The organism is Roseateles sp. NT4, from assembly GCF_051857475.1.
GTDB lineage: Bacteria > Pseudomonadota > Gammaproteobacteria > Burkholderiales > Burkholderiaceae_C > Pelomonas.
In genome coordinates, this window is record NZ_JBPZGZ010000006.1 from 1 (window position 1) to 18469 (window position 18469).

Consider the following 18469-nt stretch of genomic DNA (forward strand, 5'->3'; position numbering starts at 1 on the left):
ACTCACAGCTGCAGCTCAACTCGATCGCCAGACAATTGAACGAGAGGCCGCGCAAGACGCTCGGCTTCCAGACGCCCGCTGAGCGATTCAGCGAATGTGTTGCGATGACCGGTTGAATCCGCCGTCGATAGCCGTCGTTCGCCGACAACCGACCGAACCGCTGCTCTCAGCCTTAAGCAGACTGCTGCTTCACGGCGGAAAAGCCCTAGCTTCAGACATCTGGCCGTTCACCTGAACGGAAATCGTTCACGACCAATGCAAGCAGCTCAACCTGAGTCAAGCGCCAAAATCGCCGACCGTGATGACTAGGTGGCTAGAGCATTCCGTTGGGCAAGAAAGCGAAATTGCGCGATAGCTGTATCCGATCAATTGAGGTGGCCGCAGATTTCTTGCTGGAGCCACTCGATCGCACGAGACGCTGTCGACCTAGGTGAGCCCCCTCAACTCCCTCAACGCCACCGACAACATCGCGGCATCCGGCGCTGGCACCGCCCTCAGCTCACCCAGTAGCTGCTCGGCGCGCTCGATGGTGCGGCCATTGCTGGCCTGCCAAGCCTCGACCAAGGCCGTCGGTGAGTCGTGGTCGCCGTCGCCGGCCAGCACAGCGCCGGTGATGGCGCGCTGCAGGCCCCACAGGTCGTCCAGCATGGCGCCCTTGGCCAGCATCTGCCAGTGCTGGTCGCCCGGAAGGGCGTTGATCTTGTCGCGCAGCCAGGGCAGGCCCAGGCGGTTGGCGAGGTCGAAATAGATGGCGGCCACCAGCTCGACCGGCCAGCGTGCGCTGCCGGCGATCTCGGCGATGTCCAGCGTTGCGTACAAGGTGCCGAAGGTGACCACGCGCTCGGCCAGCTCGCGCGGCACGCCGCCGGCCACATAGGCGGCCGCTGCCGCATCGACGCGGGCGCGCTCGTCGGCGTCCAGCAGTTGCGGCAGGCGCGCCGCGAGCTTGCTGAAGTTGGCGGTGAAGTGATCGATGGTGGCGCCCATGTCGTCGACCAGGCGGTTGGAGCGCAGGAACCACTTGGTGCCGCGCTCCAGCTGGCGGCTGGTGTCGATGAGCATGCGCGACTGCAGTTCGTCGGCCACCTTGTTGTCCAGGGCCTCGATGCCCTGCCACAAGCTGACCATGCCGAAGATCTCGCGGCTGAGCAGATAGGCGCGCACGATCTCGAAGGCGCGCGCGCCGGTCGTCTCGAGCAAGCGGTGCACGAAGGTGCTGCCGACCCGGTTGATCATGCTGTTGGTGACGTGGGTGGCGATGATTTCGCGCTTGAGCGGGTGGCGCTGCATGTACCCGCTGAACTTGTCCTGCAGCAGCGTCGGGAAGTAGCGCACCAGGGCGGTAGACACCCAGGGGTCGTCGGGCAGCGTGGAAGACAGCAGCTCGTCGTAGAGCCAGATCTTGCTGTAGGCCAGCAGCACCGCGCGCTCGGGGCTGGTCAGGCCCAGGCCCTTGCCGCGGCGGTCGGCAATCTCCTCGTTGGACGGCAGGTACTCGATGGCGCGGTTGAGCCGGTCAGCCTTCTCCAGGTACTGCATGAAGCGTGACTGCGCATCCAGCAGTTGCGGCGCCAGGTGGCCGGTGACCGACAGCACCTGGGTCTGGAAAATGTTGTCGCGCAGCACCAGGGCGGCGACGTCGTCGGTCATCTGCGGCAGCACGGTGTTGCGCTGCTTCTCGGTCAGCTCGCCCTCGCTGACGGCCAGGCCGAGCAGGATCTTGATGTTGACTTCGTGATCGGAGGTGTCGACGCCGGCCGAGTTGTCGATGGCGTCGGTGTTGATGCGACCGCCCGCCAGCGCAAACTCGATGCGGCCGCGCTGGGTGCAGCCCAGGTTGCCGCCCTCGGCGAAGACCTTGCAGCGCAGCTCGCCGCCGTTGACGCGCAGCGCGTCGTTGGCGCGGTCGCCCACCTGGGCGTGGGTCTCGCTCGCGGCCTTCACATAGGTGCCGATGCCGCCGTTGTAGATGAGGTCGACCGGCGCCTTCAGGATGGCGTTGACGAGCTCGGTCGGCGTCATGGCGTCGGCCGTGATGCCCAGCACCGCCTTCACCTCGGGCGTGAGGGGAATGGACTTGGCCGTGCGCGGGTAGATGCCACCGCCGGCCGAGATCAGGCTGGCGTCGTAGTCGGCCCAGGACGAGCGCGGCAGCTTGAACATGCGCTCGCGCTCGACGAAGGAGGTTTCGGCGTCGGGTGACGGGTCGAGGAAGATGTGGCGGTGGTCGAAGGCCGCCAGCAGGCGGATGTGGCGCGACAGCAGCATGCCGTTGCCGAACACGTCGCCCGACATGTCGCCCACGCCGGCCACGGTGAAGTCCGTCGTCTGCGTGTCCACGCCCATCTCGCGGAAATGGCGCTTGACCGACTCCCAGGCGCCACGCGCCGTGATGCCCATGGCCTTGTGGTCGTAGCCGATGGAGCCGCCAGAAGCGAAGGCATCGCCCAACCAGAAGCCGTACTCCTTGCTGACACCGTTGGCGTAATCGGAGAAGGTGGCCGTGCCCTTGTCGGCGGCGACCACGAGATAGGGGTCGTCGACGTCATGGCGCCGCACTTGCGGCGGCGGCACGATCTTGTCGCCGACGCGGTTGTCGGTGAGGTCCAGAAGGCCGCGCAGATAGTTCTGGTAGCAGGCCACGCCCTCCTTCATGAAGGCCTCGCGGTCGCTGGCCGGCGGTGCCTTCTTCAGCACGAAGCCGCCCTTGGAGCCCACCGGCACGATGACGGTGTTCTTGACCATCTGCGCCTTGACCAGGCCCAGCACCTCGGTGCGGAAGTCCTCCGGCCGGTCCGACCAGCGCAGACCGCCACGCGCCACGCGGCCGCCGCGCAGGTGCACGCCCTCGAAGCGCGGCGAATAGACAAAGATCTCGAACATCGGCTTCGGGGGAGGCAGGCCGGGCACCTTGGACGAGTCGAACTTGAAGGACAGGAAGCTGCGCCGCTGGCCCGCCGCGTCGCGGGTCCAGAAGTTGGTGCGCGTCGTGGCCAGCATCAACGCCAGGTACTGGCGCAGCACGCGGTCCTCGGAGAGGTTGTCGACCTCCTCCAGCGCGGCCGTGATGGCCTCGACCTGGGCGGCGGCCATGCTTTCGGCCTCCGCGCCGCCGGCCGGGTCGAAGCGCAGCTCGAACAGCCGCGCCAGCTGGGCCGCGATGCCGGCATGGGCCACCAGCGTGGCCTCGATGAAGGACTGCGACAGCGCGAAGCCGATCTGGCGCATGTATTTGGCATAGGCGCGCAGCACGACGATCTGCTCCGCCGTCAGCCGCGCCGCCACGACGAGGCGGTTGAAGTCGTCATCCTCGACATCGCCGCGCAGCACGGCCGCAAAGGCGTTCTCGAAGACCTGATGCAGGGCGTCCACCTCGACCTCGGCATGGGCGCTGCTCAGCTTCAGCCCGAAGTCGTGGATCCAGACCGGCGCCGAGTCGGTCGGTGCGATGCGGTAGGGCAGCTCGTCCAGCACCTTCATGCCCATGTGTTCCAGCATGGGCAGGCTGTCCGACAGCGTCAGCGGCTCGCCGCGGCGCAGCAGCTTGAAGCGCAGATGGCCGGGCGCGGCTTCCAGCGGCCGGTAGAGGTTCATGCCCAGCGGCTCGGCATCGCTGAGCCGGGTCATCATCTCGACGTCGGGCACAGCGGCGCGAGCCTCGAACTCCTCGCGGTAGGCGGCCGGGAAGGCGCTGCCGAACTGGCGCAGCAGCTGCACGCCGCGGGCCTCGCCGGTGGCTTCGATGAGGGCCGTCTTCAGCTCGTCGTCCCAGCGCCGCGCCGCCACGGCCAGGCGCGCTTCCAGCTCACGCACGTCGAAGGCCGGGATGTGCCCCGGCTGGGTGCGTATCGTCATCTGGATGCGGGCCAGCACCGACTCCGACAGGTGCACGTTGAACTCCGACCCGCTGCCGTTGAAGGCCTGCAGCAGGATGGCCTGCCACTTCTGGCGCAGCTCGGTCGTGTAGTGCTCGCGCGGCACATAGATCAGGCAGGACACGAAGCGCTGGAAGGGGTCGCGCCGCACGAAGAGGCGGAAGCGCTGGCGCTCGCCCAGGTGCAGGATGCCCACCGCCGTCTGCAGCAGGTCGTCGTTGCTGGTCTGGAAAAGCTCGTCGCGCGGGTAGGTCTCCAGGATGTTGATCAGGGCCTTGCCGGCATGTCCGCCTGCGGGCAGGCCGGCGCGCGCCACCACATCCGCCACCTTGCGGCGCAGCAGCGGGATGTCGGCGGGGTTGGCGCTGTAGGCCGTGGACGTGAACAGGCCCAGGAAGCGCTCCTCGCCGCAGACCCGGCCGGCGGCGTCAAAGCGCTTGACGGCCACGTAGTCCAGATAGCCCGGGCGGTGGACGGTGGAGCGGGCCGTGGACTTGGTCACCACCAGCAACTCGGGCCGGCGCACCTGGGCGCGCACCTCGGCCGGCAGGGCCGCGAAGGCGGCCACGGCGTCCAGCGACGCCACGTCGTGCAGGATGCCCAGGCTGGAGTCGGGCACGACGGTCAGCACGTCCTGCCCGTCGACACTGGCCAGGCCGTGGCGCCGGTAGCCCAGGAAGGTGAAGTGGTTGTCGGCCAGCCAGCGCAGGAAGTCCAGGCCCTCGGCCAGTTCGTCGCCCGGCAGCGGCGGCGCCTGGCCCTGCAGCTCGTCGATGATGTCCAGCATGCGCTGGCGCATGGGCCGCCAGCCGTTCACGGCCGAACGCACGTCCTCCAGCACGCGGCTGACGTCGGCAGCGAGCGCGTCCATGCGGGCCTGCTCGGGCATGCGGTCCACCTCGACATGGATCAGCGACTCGCGCACGCCATCGGCGGCCAGGCTCTGCAGCGTGCCGTCGGCATCGCGGTTCACCGCCACCAGCGGATGGATGATGAGGTGCAGCGTGAGGCCGTGGCGGTTGACCTCCATGGTCACGGAGTCGACGAGGAAGGGCATGTCGTCGTTGACGATCTCGATGACGGTGTGCGTCGACTGCCAGCCATGCTCGGCAATCGTCGGGTTGAACACCCTGACCCGCGCCCGGCCGACCTCGCGCTTGCGCGCAAAGCTCCAGTGCGACACCGCCGCGCCGTACAGGTCGGCCACCTGGCGCTCGGCTAGCTCCTCCGGGTCGACCTGGCCGAAATACCTCTGTACAAAGTCCACCAGCGCCTCGCGCTGGTCTTCGCCGGCGCGGCTGCGCACCAGCTTGATGACTTCTTCCATGCGTTCGGCCCTCGGGCCACCTGCGTTTGTCTGCGCCTGCATGCGTGTCTCCTGTCCGGTCTGAAGCCGTTGGATCAAGCCACCGGCATCGTCGCCCTCCTGGGTCGCTGTGCCAAGTGTTGATAGGCGGAGGTTACGCCTGCCACAGCGCCTGCTTGCAAGGCTTCACGGGGCGGCAGGCCCGCAGCCTCACAATCACCCGCATGGAAATGCAGAATCCACCGATGGAGATGCGTTGGCGACAGGCCATCGAAACCGGTGAGTTGGGGGTCTGGGACCTCCGCCTGGACCTCGAAACCGTCCAGTATTCCCCGCAGTGGAAGCAGCGTTTCGGCTTCCCGGAGCCTCACGGCGCCGATAGCACCCATTTCTGGCGCTGCAGGGTCCACCCAGAAGACCTGGCCGGCATGATGGCCGCCATACGCCGGCACGCCCAAGGCAGCCAGCCCGACTACGAGGCGCGCTTTCGTCTGCGCAGCAACGGCTCGGGCTATCGGTCCGTCCATTCCCGTGGAAGGGTGATCGAGCGCAGCCCCGAGGGGCGTGCCCTGCGCATGGTGGGAACGATGATCGATTTGACCCAGCGCGCACCCACGCCCAGCACCGGCCTGCCGGAAGGGCCCCGGGGCGTCATGGCCGGCAGGCCGCTGTCGCTGCCTTTTCACCTGCTGTTGAGCACAGGCGACGCCAACAAGGATGCCGCCGACGCGAGGCAGCAGCAGATCGCGCTCGAAAGGGACCGGGTGCTCAGCCTGGTGACGGACCTGCTGCGCACCACGGTGGCACAACTCGAAGGGTTGGATGCACTCTGAGGCGCACCCGATCCTCAGCTAGCGCACACGCCGACTACGCAGTGCGCCCAACAACACCAGCAAGCCACCCGCTGCCATCGCAGCCGATGCCGGCTCCGGCACGGCTGCAGCGGCCGCCACCTCCGCCCGCCAATAGCTCGGCAGATGCAGATAGGGGTTGCCGCTGGCCATCGTGCCGTCGGTGACGTAGATGGCGCCCAGGCCGTACTGCCTGGCCAAGCCCATCACCTCCTGCATCTGCGCGACCGTCGCCACGCTGTGCACGATGGCCCCTGTCGACGCTGCATGGGTCGACAGCCCGCTCAGGAAGGAGCCGCCAACGAAGTCGCTGTAAGAGCCCTCGAAGCTCATCAGCGTGTTGGCCAGCCCGTTGTAGCCGGCGGTAGGCGTCACGCCGGGGTTGCCGACGATCTCCCAGCCGGGGTGGGCGGACCTCAGTCCGTTGCTGACGGTTTGATAGAAGGGCAGCGCCCCGGGCTGGGTCGCCATCTCGTCGAGGAAGACGCCGTCGACGTGATACCAGCTGGCGTATTTCTCGGCGTCGGCCAGCACCTCGCTGGTCGAACGTGTCGGCGGCACTTCCGGCGTGCAGTGGTTGACGCCATAGCAGGTGTAGACATAGCCGATCACCTTGCCGCCCGCGGCGCGGAACTCGTTGATCGAGGCCACGTAGTCGCTGTTGGATGACAGGCCCGGCCCGTTGGCCGGGTTCATGATGGCCGTCACGTTGGCGCCCTGCTGGGCGGCCCAGGTCAGCTGGTGCCACTCGTTCAGCTCGGGCATCCAGGACGGGTAGAAATAGGCCGGCACGACGATCTCGACGGCCGAGGCGAAGGGCGCCGCCGCGGTCAGGGCCAGCGTGGCGAGAAGGGTCTTCAAGCGTTTCATCTCATCTCCTCCGCTCAGCAGCTGCCGCCGGTCTTCAGGCTGTTCAGGCACCAGCGCTCGGAGCCCGAGAGGCTGTTGTTGCCCCAATAGGTGGGTGTGTAGTTCCAGATCGGGCCGCCCCAGGGCAGGCTGGGGTTGTAGGTCATGCTGGTCACGTAGACGTAGTTGGCGGCGCTGCCCTTCAGCGTCGCCTGCATCTGGGCCTGCGTGGCCGAGTGCACGAGCAGCCAGGTCTTCAGGCCGAGCGAGGCAGCGTAGGTCTGCACGCCGCCATTGAGCCAGCTCGCCGCGTTCAGGTAGTCGGCGTAGGCCGCCTCGTAGACGACGATGTGCTCGCCGTAGGTGGCTGCACCGACGAAGCAGCTGCTGGCGCCGGGCCAGCCGGCGTTCCACACCACGGTGCCGCTGGTGCCGGTGGCCGTCATCTTGGCGCGCACGGCGCTGAACTTGGGGCCCGTGCCATTGCACTTCTGCGTGTCGGTCAGGGCCGCGTCGTCGAAGGCAGCCTCGTCGAAGAAGAAGCCGTCCACGCCGCCCAGCGCGGTCTTGTAGGCCGTCAGGTTGGCGTTGATGGCGTTGTAGCGGGCCAGCTCGTCGGCGGTGTTGTGGTCGTAACCGGTGGCCACATAGCCCAGCACCTTGCCGCCCTGGGCGCGGATATTGGCGATGACGGCCTTCCAGTTGGTGACCTGGCTGCTGGTCAAGCCGGTGGCGCCGCTGTTAGGGTTGATGACGACATAGGCGCCGCTGGGAATCTGGCCGCCGTAGGTGCTGGCGGTTTCGCCCCAGTAGGCCACCATGCCGAAGCCGGTGGGTGCGGCGGGTGCCAGCGTGGCGCCGAGGGTCAGCAGGCTCGCGGCAGCGAGCTTCACGCGAAAGTTGGACATGCGTTTCTCCGGAAGAAGGGGGTTCAACGGACGGTCAGCGTCGTGCCGGCACGGAAGGCGCCGAGCGTGGCGTCCCAGGCCTGGGCCTTGGCGGCGTTGTCGGCATTGGCCGGGCGCACGCTGTAGCGCACATCGGCGCTCAGCGACGCCGCACCGTCGGGCAGGGCCAGCAACACGTCGTAGGCGCCGGTCGGCGTGCCCGCGGGCACGGTGAAGCCGGCCGACGCGGTGCTGGTGCTGTTGGGCAACCAACCCCGTGGGTCCACCGCCGGCAGCGCGATGCGCACGACGGCGCCCGTGGTCTTGTGCTTGAGCAGCAGCTGCACCGCGCGCGGGTTGAAGGCGCGTGCCCAGCCGCTGTTGCGCACGGTCAGCAGCAGCGTGCCCGATTGCCCGGCTGTCACCGCATCGGTATGGCGCAGCGTCGAGAGCTCGAAGCGGTAGCCCATGCTGCGCTTGACCTCGGCCATGCAGCCCTGCTGCTCCCACTTCGTATGGAAGAGGTCGCGGTAGTAGTCGTTGTTCAGATAGGTCAGCTTGAACTGCTTGCCCTCGGCGAGGATGTCGGCGCAGCTGGTGCGCGGCACCGCGCCCTCCTCGTCGGCGGGGTTGCAGGTCTCGGCACCGAAGGGCGCCACGCCGGACAGCGAGGCCGTGTAGTTGCGCTCGTTCTGGCGGGTGGCGGCGTCTTCGCTGTAGGTGCCGACGTCGGTGGCCGAAGCCAGGAAGCAGTCGTTGTGCACGCCGATGCGCGAGGCCGCCGAGCCGTCGCGCCAGCTCGGCACCTGGGCCGACCACTGCATCAGATAGGGCGGATAGCGCAGCTGCAGGAAGCGGTCCGTCGGCAGCGCGTTCAGCAACGCATCGCGGATCTGGGTGCGCGGGCTGACGGCGGTCAGGTTGTTGGACGAGGTGTGCCATTCGCCCCAGGCGCCGATGAAGCCGGCCTGCAGATAGGCGATGACGTCGGCGTTGGCCGTCAGCACCGGCTTGAGCTGGTCGATGTGGCCGAGCACGCGCGCCAGCGGCGCATCCTTGACGTTCTGGTACTCGGTCTCGTTCTCGGGGTAGTTGTAGAGGAAGCGCGGGACGAGCTTCAAGCCGGCGCGGCGTGCGATGGCGAAAGCGTTGGTGAGCTGCGTCAGCACGCTGGCGGGCAGCGTGGTGTTGGCATAGGCATCCAGGCGCACGGGGCCGTAGACGGCGCGGAAGCCGGCCTGGAACTGCGCATCGGCATTGGCCTGGGTCCAGGTCAACACGTCGTCGGCCGCCCAGGTGTACATGCCGCGCTCGGGGTTGGCGATCTCGGCGGTGCTGACGGTGAAGCTGGTCTCGACCGGAGCCGGGGCCGGCGTGGGAGCCGGTGTTGGCGCCGGGGTCGGTGCGGGAGTGGGAGCAGGCGTAGGGGCCGGCGTCGGCGCGGGTGTGGGCGCCGGCGTCGGTGCCGGTGTGGGCGCCGGGCTGGGCGCGTTGAGGCGCCAGGCCTGGTTGGCATTGCTGGTGCTGCAGGTCGCGACCGAGAAGGCCACCTGGGCCAGTTGGGTCGGCGCGGTCAGGCAGAGGTTGTTGGCGGCGAGCTTGAGCTGCGACGTCGAGCCACCGGCCAGTGCCACCGCCGAGAAGCGCTGGCCCGTCTGGCCGCTCTGGCAGTTGTTGAGCTCCACGAAGGCGCCGGAACTGGTGCCGGTGGCCGCCACGCAGAGGCCCGACTGCGTGTTCTTCAGTGTGTAGATGCTGCTGCCCGTGCTGACCGGCGTCAGCACGAAGTCCTGCACGGCGGCGCCATTGCAGGTCGCGAGGCGGATGTCCCAGCTGTCGACCTTGGCTTCCAGGCAGGCGCCCAGCGGGTTGGAGACGAGGGGCGCTGCCGTCGAAACGACGGGCCAGGCGGCCAGCAGGGCCAGAGGGAAAGCGAGCTTCAGCCCGGCGCGAGAGCGCGGCGCGGGACAGGGACGCATGGAAGGCATGGAGTTCTCCTCATGAACGACAGAGCGCTGACAGGGGAGCGCCAGCCGCGTCAGCGCGAGCGCGGCCGGAGCACCGGCGCGACCGGTGCCAAAAGGCGTGAAGAAAGGGAAGCGGTGGGGCCGCTACTCGATGCGAGCCTCGCCCCAGGTGACGACGACGGGGCCCGCGGTGTCGGTCCCGTGCTGGCGCGCGATCAGCTCGATCAGCTTCACGCCGCGCAGGTCGGCGCTGAGGTCGCGCGCCGGCTGGTTGAATTTCATCGGTGCGGTCGCCGCAAGCCGGCGGCCATCGCCCCAGACCTCGAAGCTGACGGCAGCGGTCTTGCCGCGCGTGGAGTCGTCCACGCCGACGCGCGCGCTGAAGCGTTGCGAACCCGGCGCCAGCTGCACCTGCAGGCGCGAATCGGCCAGCACGCCGATGCCATGGCGGAAGGCCTGGCGCTGCACGCTCAACGCCTGGTCATAGGGCGTCGAATCCGCACGCGGCCCGCCCCAGCCGGCGTAGGCCGGGCGGGTGCCGCCGTTGTCCGTCGTGCCCCAGGAGGCCAGCGAACGGTAGGCGACCGGGTCCTGCTCCAGCGCCTTGATGCCGTCGCGGGCCACGTAGACATTGCCGGGCCGCTCGGACACGAAGTAACCGCGCGGCAGCAGATGCTTGCCGCTCGCCGTGAACAGCAGGGCCTCGCGGGCTTGAAGCTCGAACTCGCGCTGGCCGGTGAAGGTGCCCACGTCAGCGCGCGCCCAGGCGTCGCGCAGCGCGATGGGCGCCGTCGCATCCATCTTCAGGTGCTCGGCGGTCAGCGTGAACTTGGCTGGCGAGCCGGTGCGGTTGAAGAGCAGCACCGCCTTGCGACCATCGGCCAAGGTCTTCACGAGGATCTGACGGTCGCTGTCGGCATAGGCGATGACGCCCTGGTGGCCGGCCGCATCCTGGTTGATGGCGACCACCTCGGGCGCCTTCAGGATGTCGATGACGGCCGGCGAGACCTTGGACAGGTCGGTGCCGATCATCAGCGGTGCCGCGGCGATGGCCCACAGGCCCATGTGGGTGCGGGCTTCGAGCAGGTGGCTGCTGTCGAAGTCGCCGTTGCCGATCTCCAGCATGTCGGGATCGTTCCAGCGGCCCGGGCCGGCATAGAACTCGCGCGTGGCCACGCTGTCGAAGTTGTGCACCATCTGCGAGAAGCTGTTGGCGATGTCGCGGCTGGTGCGCCACATCGTGCCGGCGTCCTGGCCCCAGCTCCTCACATTGACCGTGCCCCACAGGCAAACCGACAGCACATAGTCACCGCGCGGCCTCACATCGTGGAGCGCCTGCTTCAGACCGGTGTAGAGCTTCTTCGTGCCCTCGACATCGGACTGGTTGATATTGCCTTCGACGATGGTGGGTGGGTATTCGCGGTACTGGCCCGAGGCGACATGGGGCCGGTCGCGGCCGTAGGAAGACAGGCCGCAGCCGTCCACCTTCAAGTAGTCGAAATTCCACTCGCCGAAGAACAGCGCCACGTCCTGGCGCATGAAGCCCATCAGCCCGACCTCGCGCTCGGCCGCCGTGCCTTCGGGCAGGTTGGGGCTGTCGGCGTCATAGGCCTGGGAGCAGGCATTGCGGCCGATGTCGGTGTACAGCCCGGCCTTCAGCCCCATGGCATGGATGCGGTCGGTGAACGGCCGCAGTGACGAGTCCTTGCCCGTGGCTGCGCTCGGGAACAGGCCGGTGCGCACCTGCAGGCGGCCATCGTCCGCACGGCGCTTCAGCCACCAGCCGTCGTCGATATTGATGCTGCGGTAGCCCGCGCCCGCCAGGCCCGAGTCGACGATGACCTGGGCCGAGGCCAGCACCTTGGCCTCCGTGATGTCGACGCGGAAGGCATTCCAGCTCGACCAGCCCATGGGCGGCGTGGGCGCGCTGCCGACGGGCTGGTGTTGCCAGCGACCAGTGGCGGCCAGCGGCTGCTGGGCTTGCGCAGAAAACGCGACGAGCAGGGCGAGGGCGAGTAACTTCATGCGGCGGGCAGCAGGCGGCCGAAGGCTGTCGGCACATGGAAATCGGGCGCGGCGGTCTGGATCGGGCTCCACGCGGAATACACCCGATCTTTGCCCTGGCCTTCGACGCGGAACAGGTTCAGGCGCCAGCCGTCCTCTGCGCCTCGCATGGGCACGGCCAGCTCGGCCGTCCAGACCTTGTGCTCGGCATCGATGCTGGCCTTGGCGCGGCTCTCGCCGACGATGCGCTTCTTGCCCGAGGCCTCGACGGCGACCTCCAGCAGCAGGCCATTGGGCGCCACCTCGACCTCGCGGTAGCTCTTCAGCCCGGCGCGGTCCGGGGCCTGCAGGAAGACCTCGACGACATCTCGCTCCCACAGCGGCCAGATGTCGGTGGCCGAGGCGGCGCGGTCGAAGGTGCTCAGAGCCTCGTACTTGCAGATGAAGCGCAGATAGAGCTGGTTGGCACCACGCAGCAGTTGCACGCGGGTGGACTGCGGGCCGGCGATCGACTTGCCTTGCCAGTCGTGGCGGAAGAAGTTCGTCGGCGCATCGGCCCATTGCGAGGCGAGCGGGAAGCCGTCGGCGCCGACCCGGGTGACCTTGCCAGCGAAGGCCACGGGCAGGCTGTCGGGCGCATCGGGGTGCGCCTCGATGAGCAGGCTGTGCGTGAAGCGCACCGGCAGCGTCGGCTGGTCGGCACTGACCTTGCCGATCTCCTTGCCCGTCAGCGCATCACGCAGCGTCCAGCGGCCCACACCCAGGCCACGCAGCGTGACCGGGCCGTCCCAGCGTTCGGCATAGAAGGCGTAATGCAACGCCCCACCCTGCTCGATGACATGGGTCTCGGGCTTGTCGAAGCCCAGGTCATACAGCTCACCGCGGTAGCGGCCTTCGGCCAAGCGCTGGCGGTTGTAGAGGTCCACCCACTGGCGCCAGTGCGGCTCGCGCTCGGGCGTCAGCAGGAAGGAGTCCTTGGGCTTGGGGTCGACCGGCCAGGTGAACTTGGTGGCGACGACGGCGCCTATGCCGACGCTGGACGCGAAGTCCTGCCCGCCGGTGCTCAGCTCCACATGGTCGCCGGCATAGGCCGCCCACGGTCCCATCAACGCTTTCAGCGTCTTGCCCTTGTGTCGCACTTGCCAGCTCGACGTCGGGTCGGACGCCGGCGCCTGGTCCATGAAGGGCATGTTGTGGAAGGCATAGCCGGTGCCGCAGGGGCAGACTTCGACGACAGCCTCCGGGTTGGCCGCGTGGGCGGAGGCGTGCATGACCTTGTAGAAGTCGGCCAGCTTCTCCACCGCATCCTCCGGCCTCGCATGCTTGTGCGCCGGGTTGAAGCAGGGTGCCACGCCGTTGAGGTGCTGGCCGTCGACCTTGAGGCCGTCGAAACCCCAGTCACCGATGATCTTCTTCACCGTGGCCGCCAGGCGGGCCTGGGTCTTCTCGTAGGCGGGGCAGAGATAAAAACTGTTCCACCACGTCACGTTCTGCACTGCGCCGTCCTTGTCCAGCAGCAGCAGGTCGGTGTGGTCGTGCAGCTCGTCGCTGCCCGGCGCGACGGCCAGTGGGGCGATCCACAGCCGGGCCTTCATGCCGCGGGCATGGATGTCGGCGACGAGGGCCTTCATGTCGGCCTCGCCCTTGGGGAACTTGGCCAGGTCGGGCGTCCAGTCGCCGGTCTTGACCTGCCAGCCGTCGTCCAGCACGGCCCACTTGAAGCCCAGCTCTTGCACCTTGGGCAGGGTGGCGCGCACATAGTCGAGCGAGAAGTCGCGCTCATAGCCCCAGGCGCACCACTGCGCCTCGTAGGCGCTCTGCGGCGGCTGCGGCGCGGCCAGGCCCTGTGCGGCCATCAGGCGGCGGTAGCGGTCCAGCGGCACGAAGAAGTCGCCACGATGGACGGTGAGGAAGGTCGGCGGTGTCTTGAGCGTGGCGCCGGGCGCCAGCACTTGCGGCTCATCACCTCGAAGAGAAATGTCGACCTGGTCGCCGCTGGCCTTCACGGGCAGCGCGACGAGCTGCGGTTGAAGTGCCAGGTGGCCGACGGCCAGGCCGACATCCCGTCGCCAGACATCGACGACCGGCGTGCCGCCGCCGTAGTCCGACGCATTCATGCCCATGAAGTTGCGCTGCTCGAAACCGCGCTTGACAGGCTGTACCCAGTCGCGCCGGTCGGCATGGCTCGCGCCGGAGTAGGTCCAATAGCCTTTCGCTCCACCGGCATGGCGAGGCGCAGCAGCCAGGCGGTGGGCGGCGTTGACCCAGGCATCGATGGCAAGCGGCTTGTCCGTCGTGTTGACGTAGCTGACGTCCAGCAGTGCGACGCCGGGATGCTCGTCCAGCAGCGTGACCGTGACGCGCTTCTCCACGCCTTCAGCGGAGCGGCCGACCAGGCGCAATGTCTGGGCGGCACCGAACGGCGTCACCGCCTTGCCGGGCTCGGCCTTCTGCAGCGCAAAGCGCGCCAGCACCCTGCCCTTGACGACCAGATGCTCGCTGGCATCAAAGCCCGTCAGCTCCACCGGCTGCTTGCCCAGCAGGCTGACCACGCGGCAGCGCATCTGCTCGTCGAACTGCAGCGAGACCGCTGCATCCTGCACGCGCACATGGCCACGGCCTTGCGCTTGTGCCAGCGGCCGCTGGGCGGCCAGAGGTGCCGCGCCCAGCCATTGCAGGAAAGCCCGGCGTGCCGTCATCGCTTGCCGCCCCAGGCCGTGGGGAAGGTGCGTTCGGCGTTCAGGTGATAGAGCTTGTCGACCACCTCGCGCGGCAGGGCCAGGCCCTTGACCGGCTTGTCGAGGTCGGCGACCTTGAAGCTGTCGGCGGTGTTGAAGTAGCGCCAGTGCATGCGCCAGACGCCCTCGGCTTCCTTGGCGAGAGCCGCGCCGTCCTGACCGGGTTCCTGCGACATGTCGCTGCCGTACATGACGCGGTCCTGGTATTTGATGAAGAAGCGGCGCACGCGCTCGCGGTCCTTCTGGCTCTGGTATTGCAGCTGGCCGATGCGTGCGGCCACGTCGACCTTGGCATTCGGGAACTTGTCGAGGAAGGCCGCCAGCTCATCCACGTTGCGCTCCAGCGAGGCCAGATGCACGCCGATGAAGTTCAGGCCCGGGTGGGCCGCCACCATGCGGTCGCGCGCGGCCATCTGGGCCTCCCAGCTCGGCATTTCGGGGTGCAGGGCCATGTGGTACTGCGGGTGGGCCTTGAAGTATTCGCGATCATTGTTGACCGTCATCTGGTCCAGCGGCAGCCAGCAGTTGTGGGGCTCGCCCTGGTGGCCCAGCAGCGGGATGCCCTGCTTCGCAAAGTCGTCGAACAGTGGCGCGAAGCGGGAGTCGTCGATCATGACCAGCTGGCCGTCGGCACCCTTCAGGCTCATGCCGATGTTCTTCCAGACCTTCACGCCCACCGCGCCGGCCTTCATGGCCGTGGCGATGCGCTGGCGCGTGGCGGGCAGCCATTCGGGCTTGTCGGAGCCATCGACGGAGAAGCTGGCCGCCCAGGCCACATCCTGCGGAAAAGCTTTCTGCAACTCGATGGCCACGCGCTGCTGGTCGTCCAGCGGCGGGAAGTCGGGGTAGTCGACGTTGATCGTCAGCACCTTGAAATTCTGGCGCTTCGCCGCCGCCATGAAGGCCGGCGCCGGGTTGTGCAGATGCATGTGCACATCGATCTTCACGATGCGACCGTAGTCGGCCATCGTGTAGGGCTTGGGCTCGGCCGCCTGTGCGGAGAAAAAAGCCGCCCCGGCAAGCAGGGCGGCAATACGGAGGAGAACTTTCATCAGAATTTGATGGAGGCGCCGAGGGTGAAGGCTCGGCCGTAACGGTAATAGCCTTGCGGCAGCTTCACGCTGTCATTGCCCAGGGTGTACTCCTGGGTCGCATCGGTCAGGTTGTTGCCTTCGATGCTGATGCGCAGCCACTTGTTGACCTCGTAGGCGATCTGGGCTGTTGCCCAGGTCACGGCCTTGGCGCGCTCGTTGAAGCCGGCGCCCAGCACATTGGTGGCGGTGACGAAGGCGTCGGTGTGGTCGGCCGTGGCGCTCATGCTCCACGGGCCCTTCTCGTACAGCACACCAAAGGACGAGGTGGCCGGCGCGATGCCTTCCAGCGCACGCTCCTCGCCGCCCACCCAGCTGCGCGACTTGTTGCGGGTGTACTGGGCGCGCACGCCGAAGCCGTTGTCGAACAGATGCTGCAGGCCGATCTCGAAGCCGCGTGCCATGGCCTTGTCGCCGTTGATGGGGCGGCTGATGTTGAACAGCCGGCCTCCCGGCGCACCGATGTTCTGGCCGGTCAGGTACTCGCTGGTGATCTGGTTCTTGATGTTCTTCTGGTAGACGGCGAAGTTCAGCGCCGAGTCCTTGGCGTAGTACCACTCCAGCGACACATCAGCCTGGCGGGCGCTGTAGGGCTTGAGGTCGGCATTGCCGCCGAAGACCTGGGTGAAGTCACCCCAGGAAATGCTCTGCGTCGTGCTCGTCGGTGCCAGCTTGTCCACCGACGGCCTGGCCATGGTCTTGGCCGCGCCCAGGCGCAGTTGCAGATCGCTGGTGATCAGCCAGGTGAAGTTGACCGACGGCAGCGCGAAGTTGTAGGTCGACTCCTGCTGCACGACCGACGGCGGCGCGTAGACGGCCGTGTAGTTGAAAGCGCCGTTCTCGATGATGTCGGTGATCTTGGCGTCCCAGGCCTGTGACGTCGTCTTGGTCTTCACGAAGCGCACACCGGCGTCGGCGTTCCAGCCATCACCCGACAGGTCGGCCTGCACGAAGGCCGTCGTCGTCTTCTCCGTCACGCGGTAGCTTTCCAGCGGGTTCCAGGCCGGCGCCGCCTTGCTGAAGTCGTAGACGCCGCCGCCCGGACGGGCCTTGCCGTCATAGGCCTTCAGTGCCTGCACATAGTTGTTGATGTCGAAGCCCAGGAAGGTGCGCGGGAAGTTGCCGCTGACGCCGTCCATGAAGCCCGACGGGCTCAGGGTCTGGTTGATGACGTTGCCGCCCAGCGCGCCGACGTTGATGGCATTGGCGCCAGAGTACTGGCCGTCGCCCGCATTGAAGGCGTTGTTGATGAGGTCGCGCGACTTCTTGCGGTGGGTCTCACTCAAGCCGAACTTCAGCTGGTCGATGTTGAAGCGATCCACCTTCCATTCGAGGTTGCCGGTGGCGCCATTGATCTTGTCGTCGATGTTGTCGCCGGCCAGGCTGAAGTAGTGGGTGTTGAAGTCCTTGGCCGTGAACAGGCCCTGGGCCAAGCCGGTCTGCAGGTCGCGGCCATCGTTGAAGGTGGTCTTCACGTCGGGCACGGCCGAGCCGGTCAGCTGGATGCGCGTGACGTTGGGCTGGTTCATGCGCAGCACGACATAGCTGTCCTGCCCGCCGGAGTGGCGCTTGGAGGTGGACTCGTAGATGTCGCCCGTGGCCTTCAGCGTCGGCGACAGCTTCCATTCCGCGTTGGCGCCGTACATGGCCGTGTCGACGACGCGGTATTCCGTCTTGTTCAGCAGCTCGGGATTGAGGGCCAGTTCCGGGTTGGGATTGGCCAGCGTGAAATCGGTCACCACGCCGTTGGTGACTTGCATATTGGACCAGCGGCCCGGTGCAAACAGCGGGTAGAAGGACAGCTGGTAGCCCACCTGCGGCGAGTCCAGCCGCGTCTTGAAGCCGTCAACAACGACCTTGAGGTCATTGCTCGGCCGCCACTCCACCTTGCCCGACAGCGCCGTGCGCTTCTTCTTCTCCATGATGGTGCCGAAGCGGAACTGGCCCGGGCCGATCAGGCCTTCCTCGTTCAGGTCCAGCTGGCCATTGCCGTTGGGGTCGATGTTGCCGCCCCAGGTGTTGCCCCAGGGCCAGAAGGCCGCCGGGTCGCTGGGCTTGGGGTTGCGGCTCCAGCCGCCGTCGTTGCCGGCCGTGTCGGTGCGCACATCGCGGTTGGCATAGACCACGCCCAGCAGCACGCCCAGCGTGTCGCCGAAGGTGTTGCTGTAGGTGCCTGACAGCTTCTGGCCATTGAGGCTGCTCATCTGGTTGCGGTCGGCTTCCACGCGCAGCAGGCCGCGCTGGCCTTTCTGGTCGAAGGGGCTGGCGGAGCGCAGGTTCACCAGGCCGCCGATGGCGCCTTCGATGATGGAGGCCTGGGTGGACTTGATGACATCGGCGCCGCTGATGACGTCGGCGGGCAGCACGTCGTAGGCGAAGTAGCGGCCCGCGCTGTCGGTGCCCAGCAGGCGGTTGTTGAAGGTGGTGATCGTGTACTCGGGGCCCAGGCCGCGGATGCTGACCTTCTGGCCTTCGCCGCCGGCCGTGCGCGAGATCGACACGCCAGTGATGTGGCTCAGCGAGTCGGCGACGTTGTTGTCCGGGAAGCGGCCCAGCTCGGTCGCGCTGATGCTGTCCTGCACGCCGGCGGCGTTGCGCTTCAGCGCCAGGGACTTCTGCAGGCTGGCACGGGTGCCGGTCACTTCCACGCGGTCCAGCGTGTTGTCGGCGTCGGTCTTGGCCGCCTCCTGCGCAAAGGCCGGGGCGGCCAGGGCCATCAGGCCGGCCAGCGTCAGCGGGTGCAGCGCGAAACAACGGGGTTGCAGGCGAGGACTCATCGAACAGTTCCTTTGATCTTGTGTGTCGGGGCTGCCGTCGGGGCAGCGCGATGTCATCTGCTTTGGATGCCGGGGCAGCTCTCCCCGGTGCTGGTGCCGGCTCCTCGGATGCCCCTCGAACCGG

9 protein-coding genes are annotated in these 18469 nt (G+C 67.6%); 1 reads left to right on the forward strand and 8 read right to left on the reverse strand.

Going from position 1 to position 18469, the window contains the following annotated elements:
* Positions 1-426: 426 nt before the first annotated feature.
* The gene (locus tag ACS5PN_RS27380; protein WP_439467206.1) at positions 427-5244 is read right to left on the reverse strand and encodes an NAD-glutamate dehydrogenase; all 4818 of its coding nucleotides are present in this window, start codon (positions 5242-5244) and stop codon (positions 427-429) included.
* A gap of 161 nt (positions 5245-5405) precedes the next feature.
* On the opposite strand from ACS5PN_RS27380, the gene ACS5PN_RS27385 reads away from it, so the two are divergent.
* The gene (locus ACS5PN_RS27385; RefSeq protein ID WP_439467207.1) at positions 5406-6014 is read left to right on the forward strand and encodes a PAS domain-containing protein; all 609 of its coding nucleotides are present in this window, start codon (positions 5406-5408) and stop codon (positions 6012-6014) included.
* Between the two features lie 18 nt (positions 6015-6032).
* Here ACS5PN_RS27385 and ACS5PN_RS27390 read toward each other — a convergent pair whose 3' ends face one another.
* From ACS5PN_RS27390 to ACS5PN_RS27420, 7 genes are all read right to left on the reverse strand, one after another.
* Positions 6033-6902: a spherulation-specific family 4 protein gene (locus tag ACS5PN_RS27390; RefSeq protein ID WP_439467208.1), complete on the reverse strand. Its 870-nt coding sequence runs from the start codon at positions 6900-6902 to the stop codon at positions 6033-6035.
* A gap of 14 nt (positions 6903-6916) precedes the next feature.
* On the reverse strand, positions 6917-7789 hold the full coding sequence (locus ACS5PN_RS27395) for a spherulation-specific family 4 protein (RefSeq protein ID WP_439467209.1): 873 nt from the start codon (positions 7787-7789) through the stop codon (positions 6917-6919).
* A 23-nt stretch (positions 7790-7812) separates the two neighbouring features.
* Positions 7813-9756 (reverse strand): DUF4832 domain-containing protein, encoded by a 1944-nt coding sequence (locus tag ACS5PN_RS27400; protein WP_439467210.1) that lies wholly within the window; start codon positions 9754-9756, stop codon positions 7813-7815.
* A gap of 123 nt (positions 9757-9879) precedes the next feature.
* On the reverse strand, positions 9880-11760 hold the full coding sequence (locus ACS5PN_RS27405) for an NPCBM/NEW2 domain-containing protein (RefSeq protein ID WP_439467211.1): 1881 nt from the start codon (positions 11758-11760) through the stop codon (positions 9880-9882).
* Entirely contained in the window at positions 11757-14438 is a 2682-nt protein-coding gene (locus tag ACS5PN_RS27410; protein WP_439467212.1) for an alpha-galactosidase, read from the reverse strand. Before ACS5PN_RS27410 ends, ACS5PN_RS27405 begins: the two co-directional genes overlap by 4 nt.
* A complete protein-coding gene (locus ACS5PN_RS27415) occupies positions 14435-15529 on the reverse strand; it encodes an amidohydrolase family protein (RefSeq protein ID WP_439467213.1) in 1095 nt (364 codons plus the stop codon). The genes ACS5PN_RS27410 and ACS5PN_RS27415 overlap by 4 nt, the downstream gene beginning before the upstream one ends.
* Positions 15529-18345, reverse strand: a complete 2817-nt coding sequence (locus ACS5PN_RS27420) for a TonB-dependent receptor (RefSeq protein ID WP_439467214.1) — start codon at positions 18343-18345, stop codon at positions 15529-15531. The genes ACS5PN_RS27415 and ACS5PN_RS27420 overlap by 1 nt, the downstream gene beginning before the upstream one ends.
* Positions 18346-18469: the final 124 nt, after the last annotated feature.

What these genes read in the sequence shown, in the direction of transcription:
- ACS5PN_RS27380 (WP_439467206.1), bottom strand. Translation starts at nt 5,244, where the DNA reads ATGCAGGCGCAGACAAACGCAGGTGGCCCGAGGGCCGAACGCATGGAA.
- ACS5PN_RS27385 (WP_439467207.1), top strand. Translation starts at nt 5,406, where the DNA reads ATGGAAATGCAGAATCCACCGATGGAGATGCGTTGGCGACAGGCCATC.
- ACS5PN_RS27390 (WP_439467208.1), bottom strand. Translation starts at nt 6,902, where the DNA reads ATGAAACGCTTGAAGACCCTTCTCGCCACGCTGGCCCTGACCGCGGCG.
- ACS5PN_RS27395 (WP_439467209.1), bottom strand. Translation starts at nt 7,789, where the DNA reads ATGTCCAACTTTCGCGTGAAGCTCGCTGCCGCGAGCCTGCTGACCCTC.
- ACS5PN_RS27400 (WP_439467210.1), bottom strand. Translation starts at nt 9,756, where the DNA reads ATGCCTTCCATGCGTCCCTGTCCCGCGCCGCGCTCTCGCGCCGGGCTG.
- ACS5PN_RS27405 (WP_439467211.1), bottom strand. Translation starts at nt 11,760, where the DNA reads ATGAAGTTACTCGCCCTCGCCCTGCTCGTCGCGTTTTCTGCGCAAGCC.
- ACS5PN_RS27410 (WP_439467212.1), bottom strand. Translation starts at nt 14,438, where the DNA reads ATGACGGCACGCCGGGCTTTCCTGCAATGGCTGGGCGCGGCACCTCTG.
- ACS5PN_RS27415 (WP_439467213.1), bottom strand. Translation starts at nt 15,529, where the DNA reads ATGAAAGTTCTCCTCCGTATTGCCGCCCTGCTTGCCGGGGCGGCTTTT.
- ACS5PN_RS27420 (WP_439467214.1), bottom strand. Translation starts at nt 18,345, where the DNA reads ATGAGTCCTCGCCTGCAACCCCGTTGTTTCGCGCTGCACCCGCTGACG.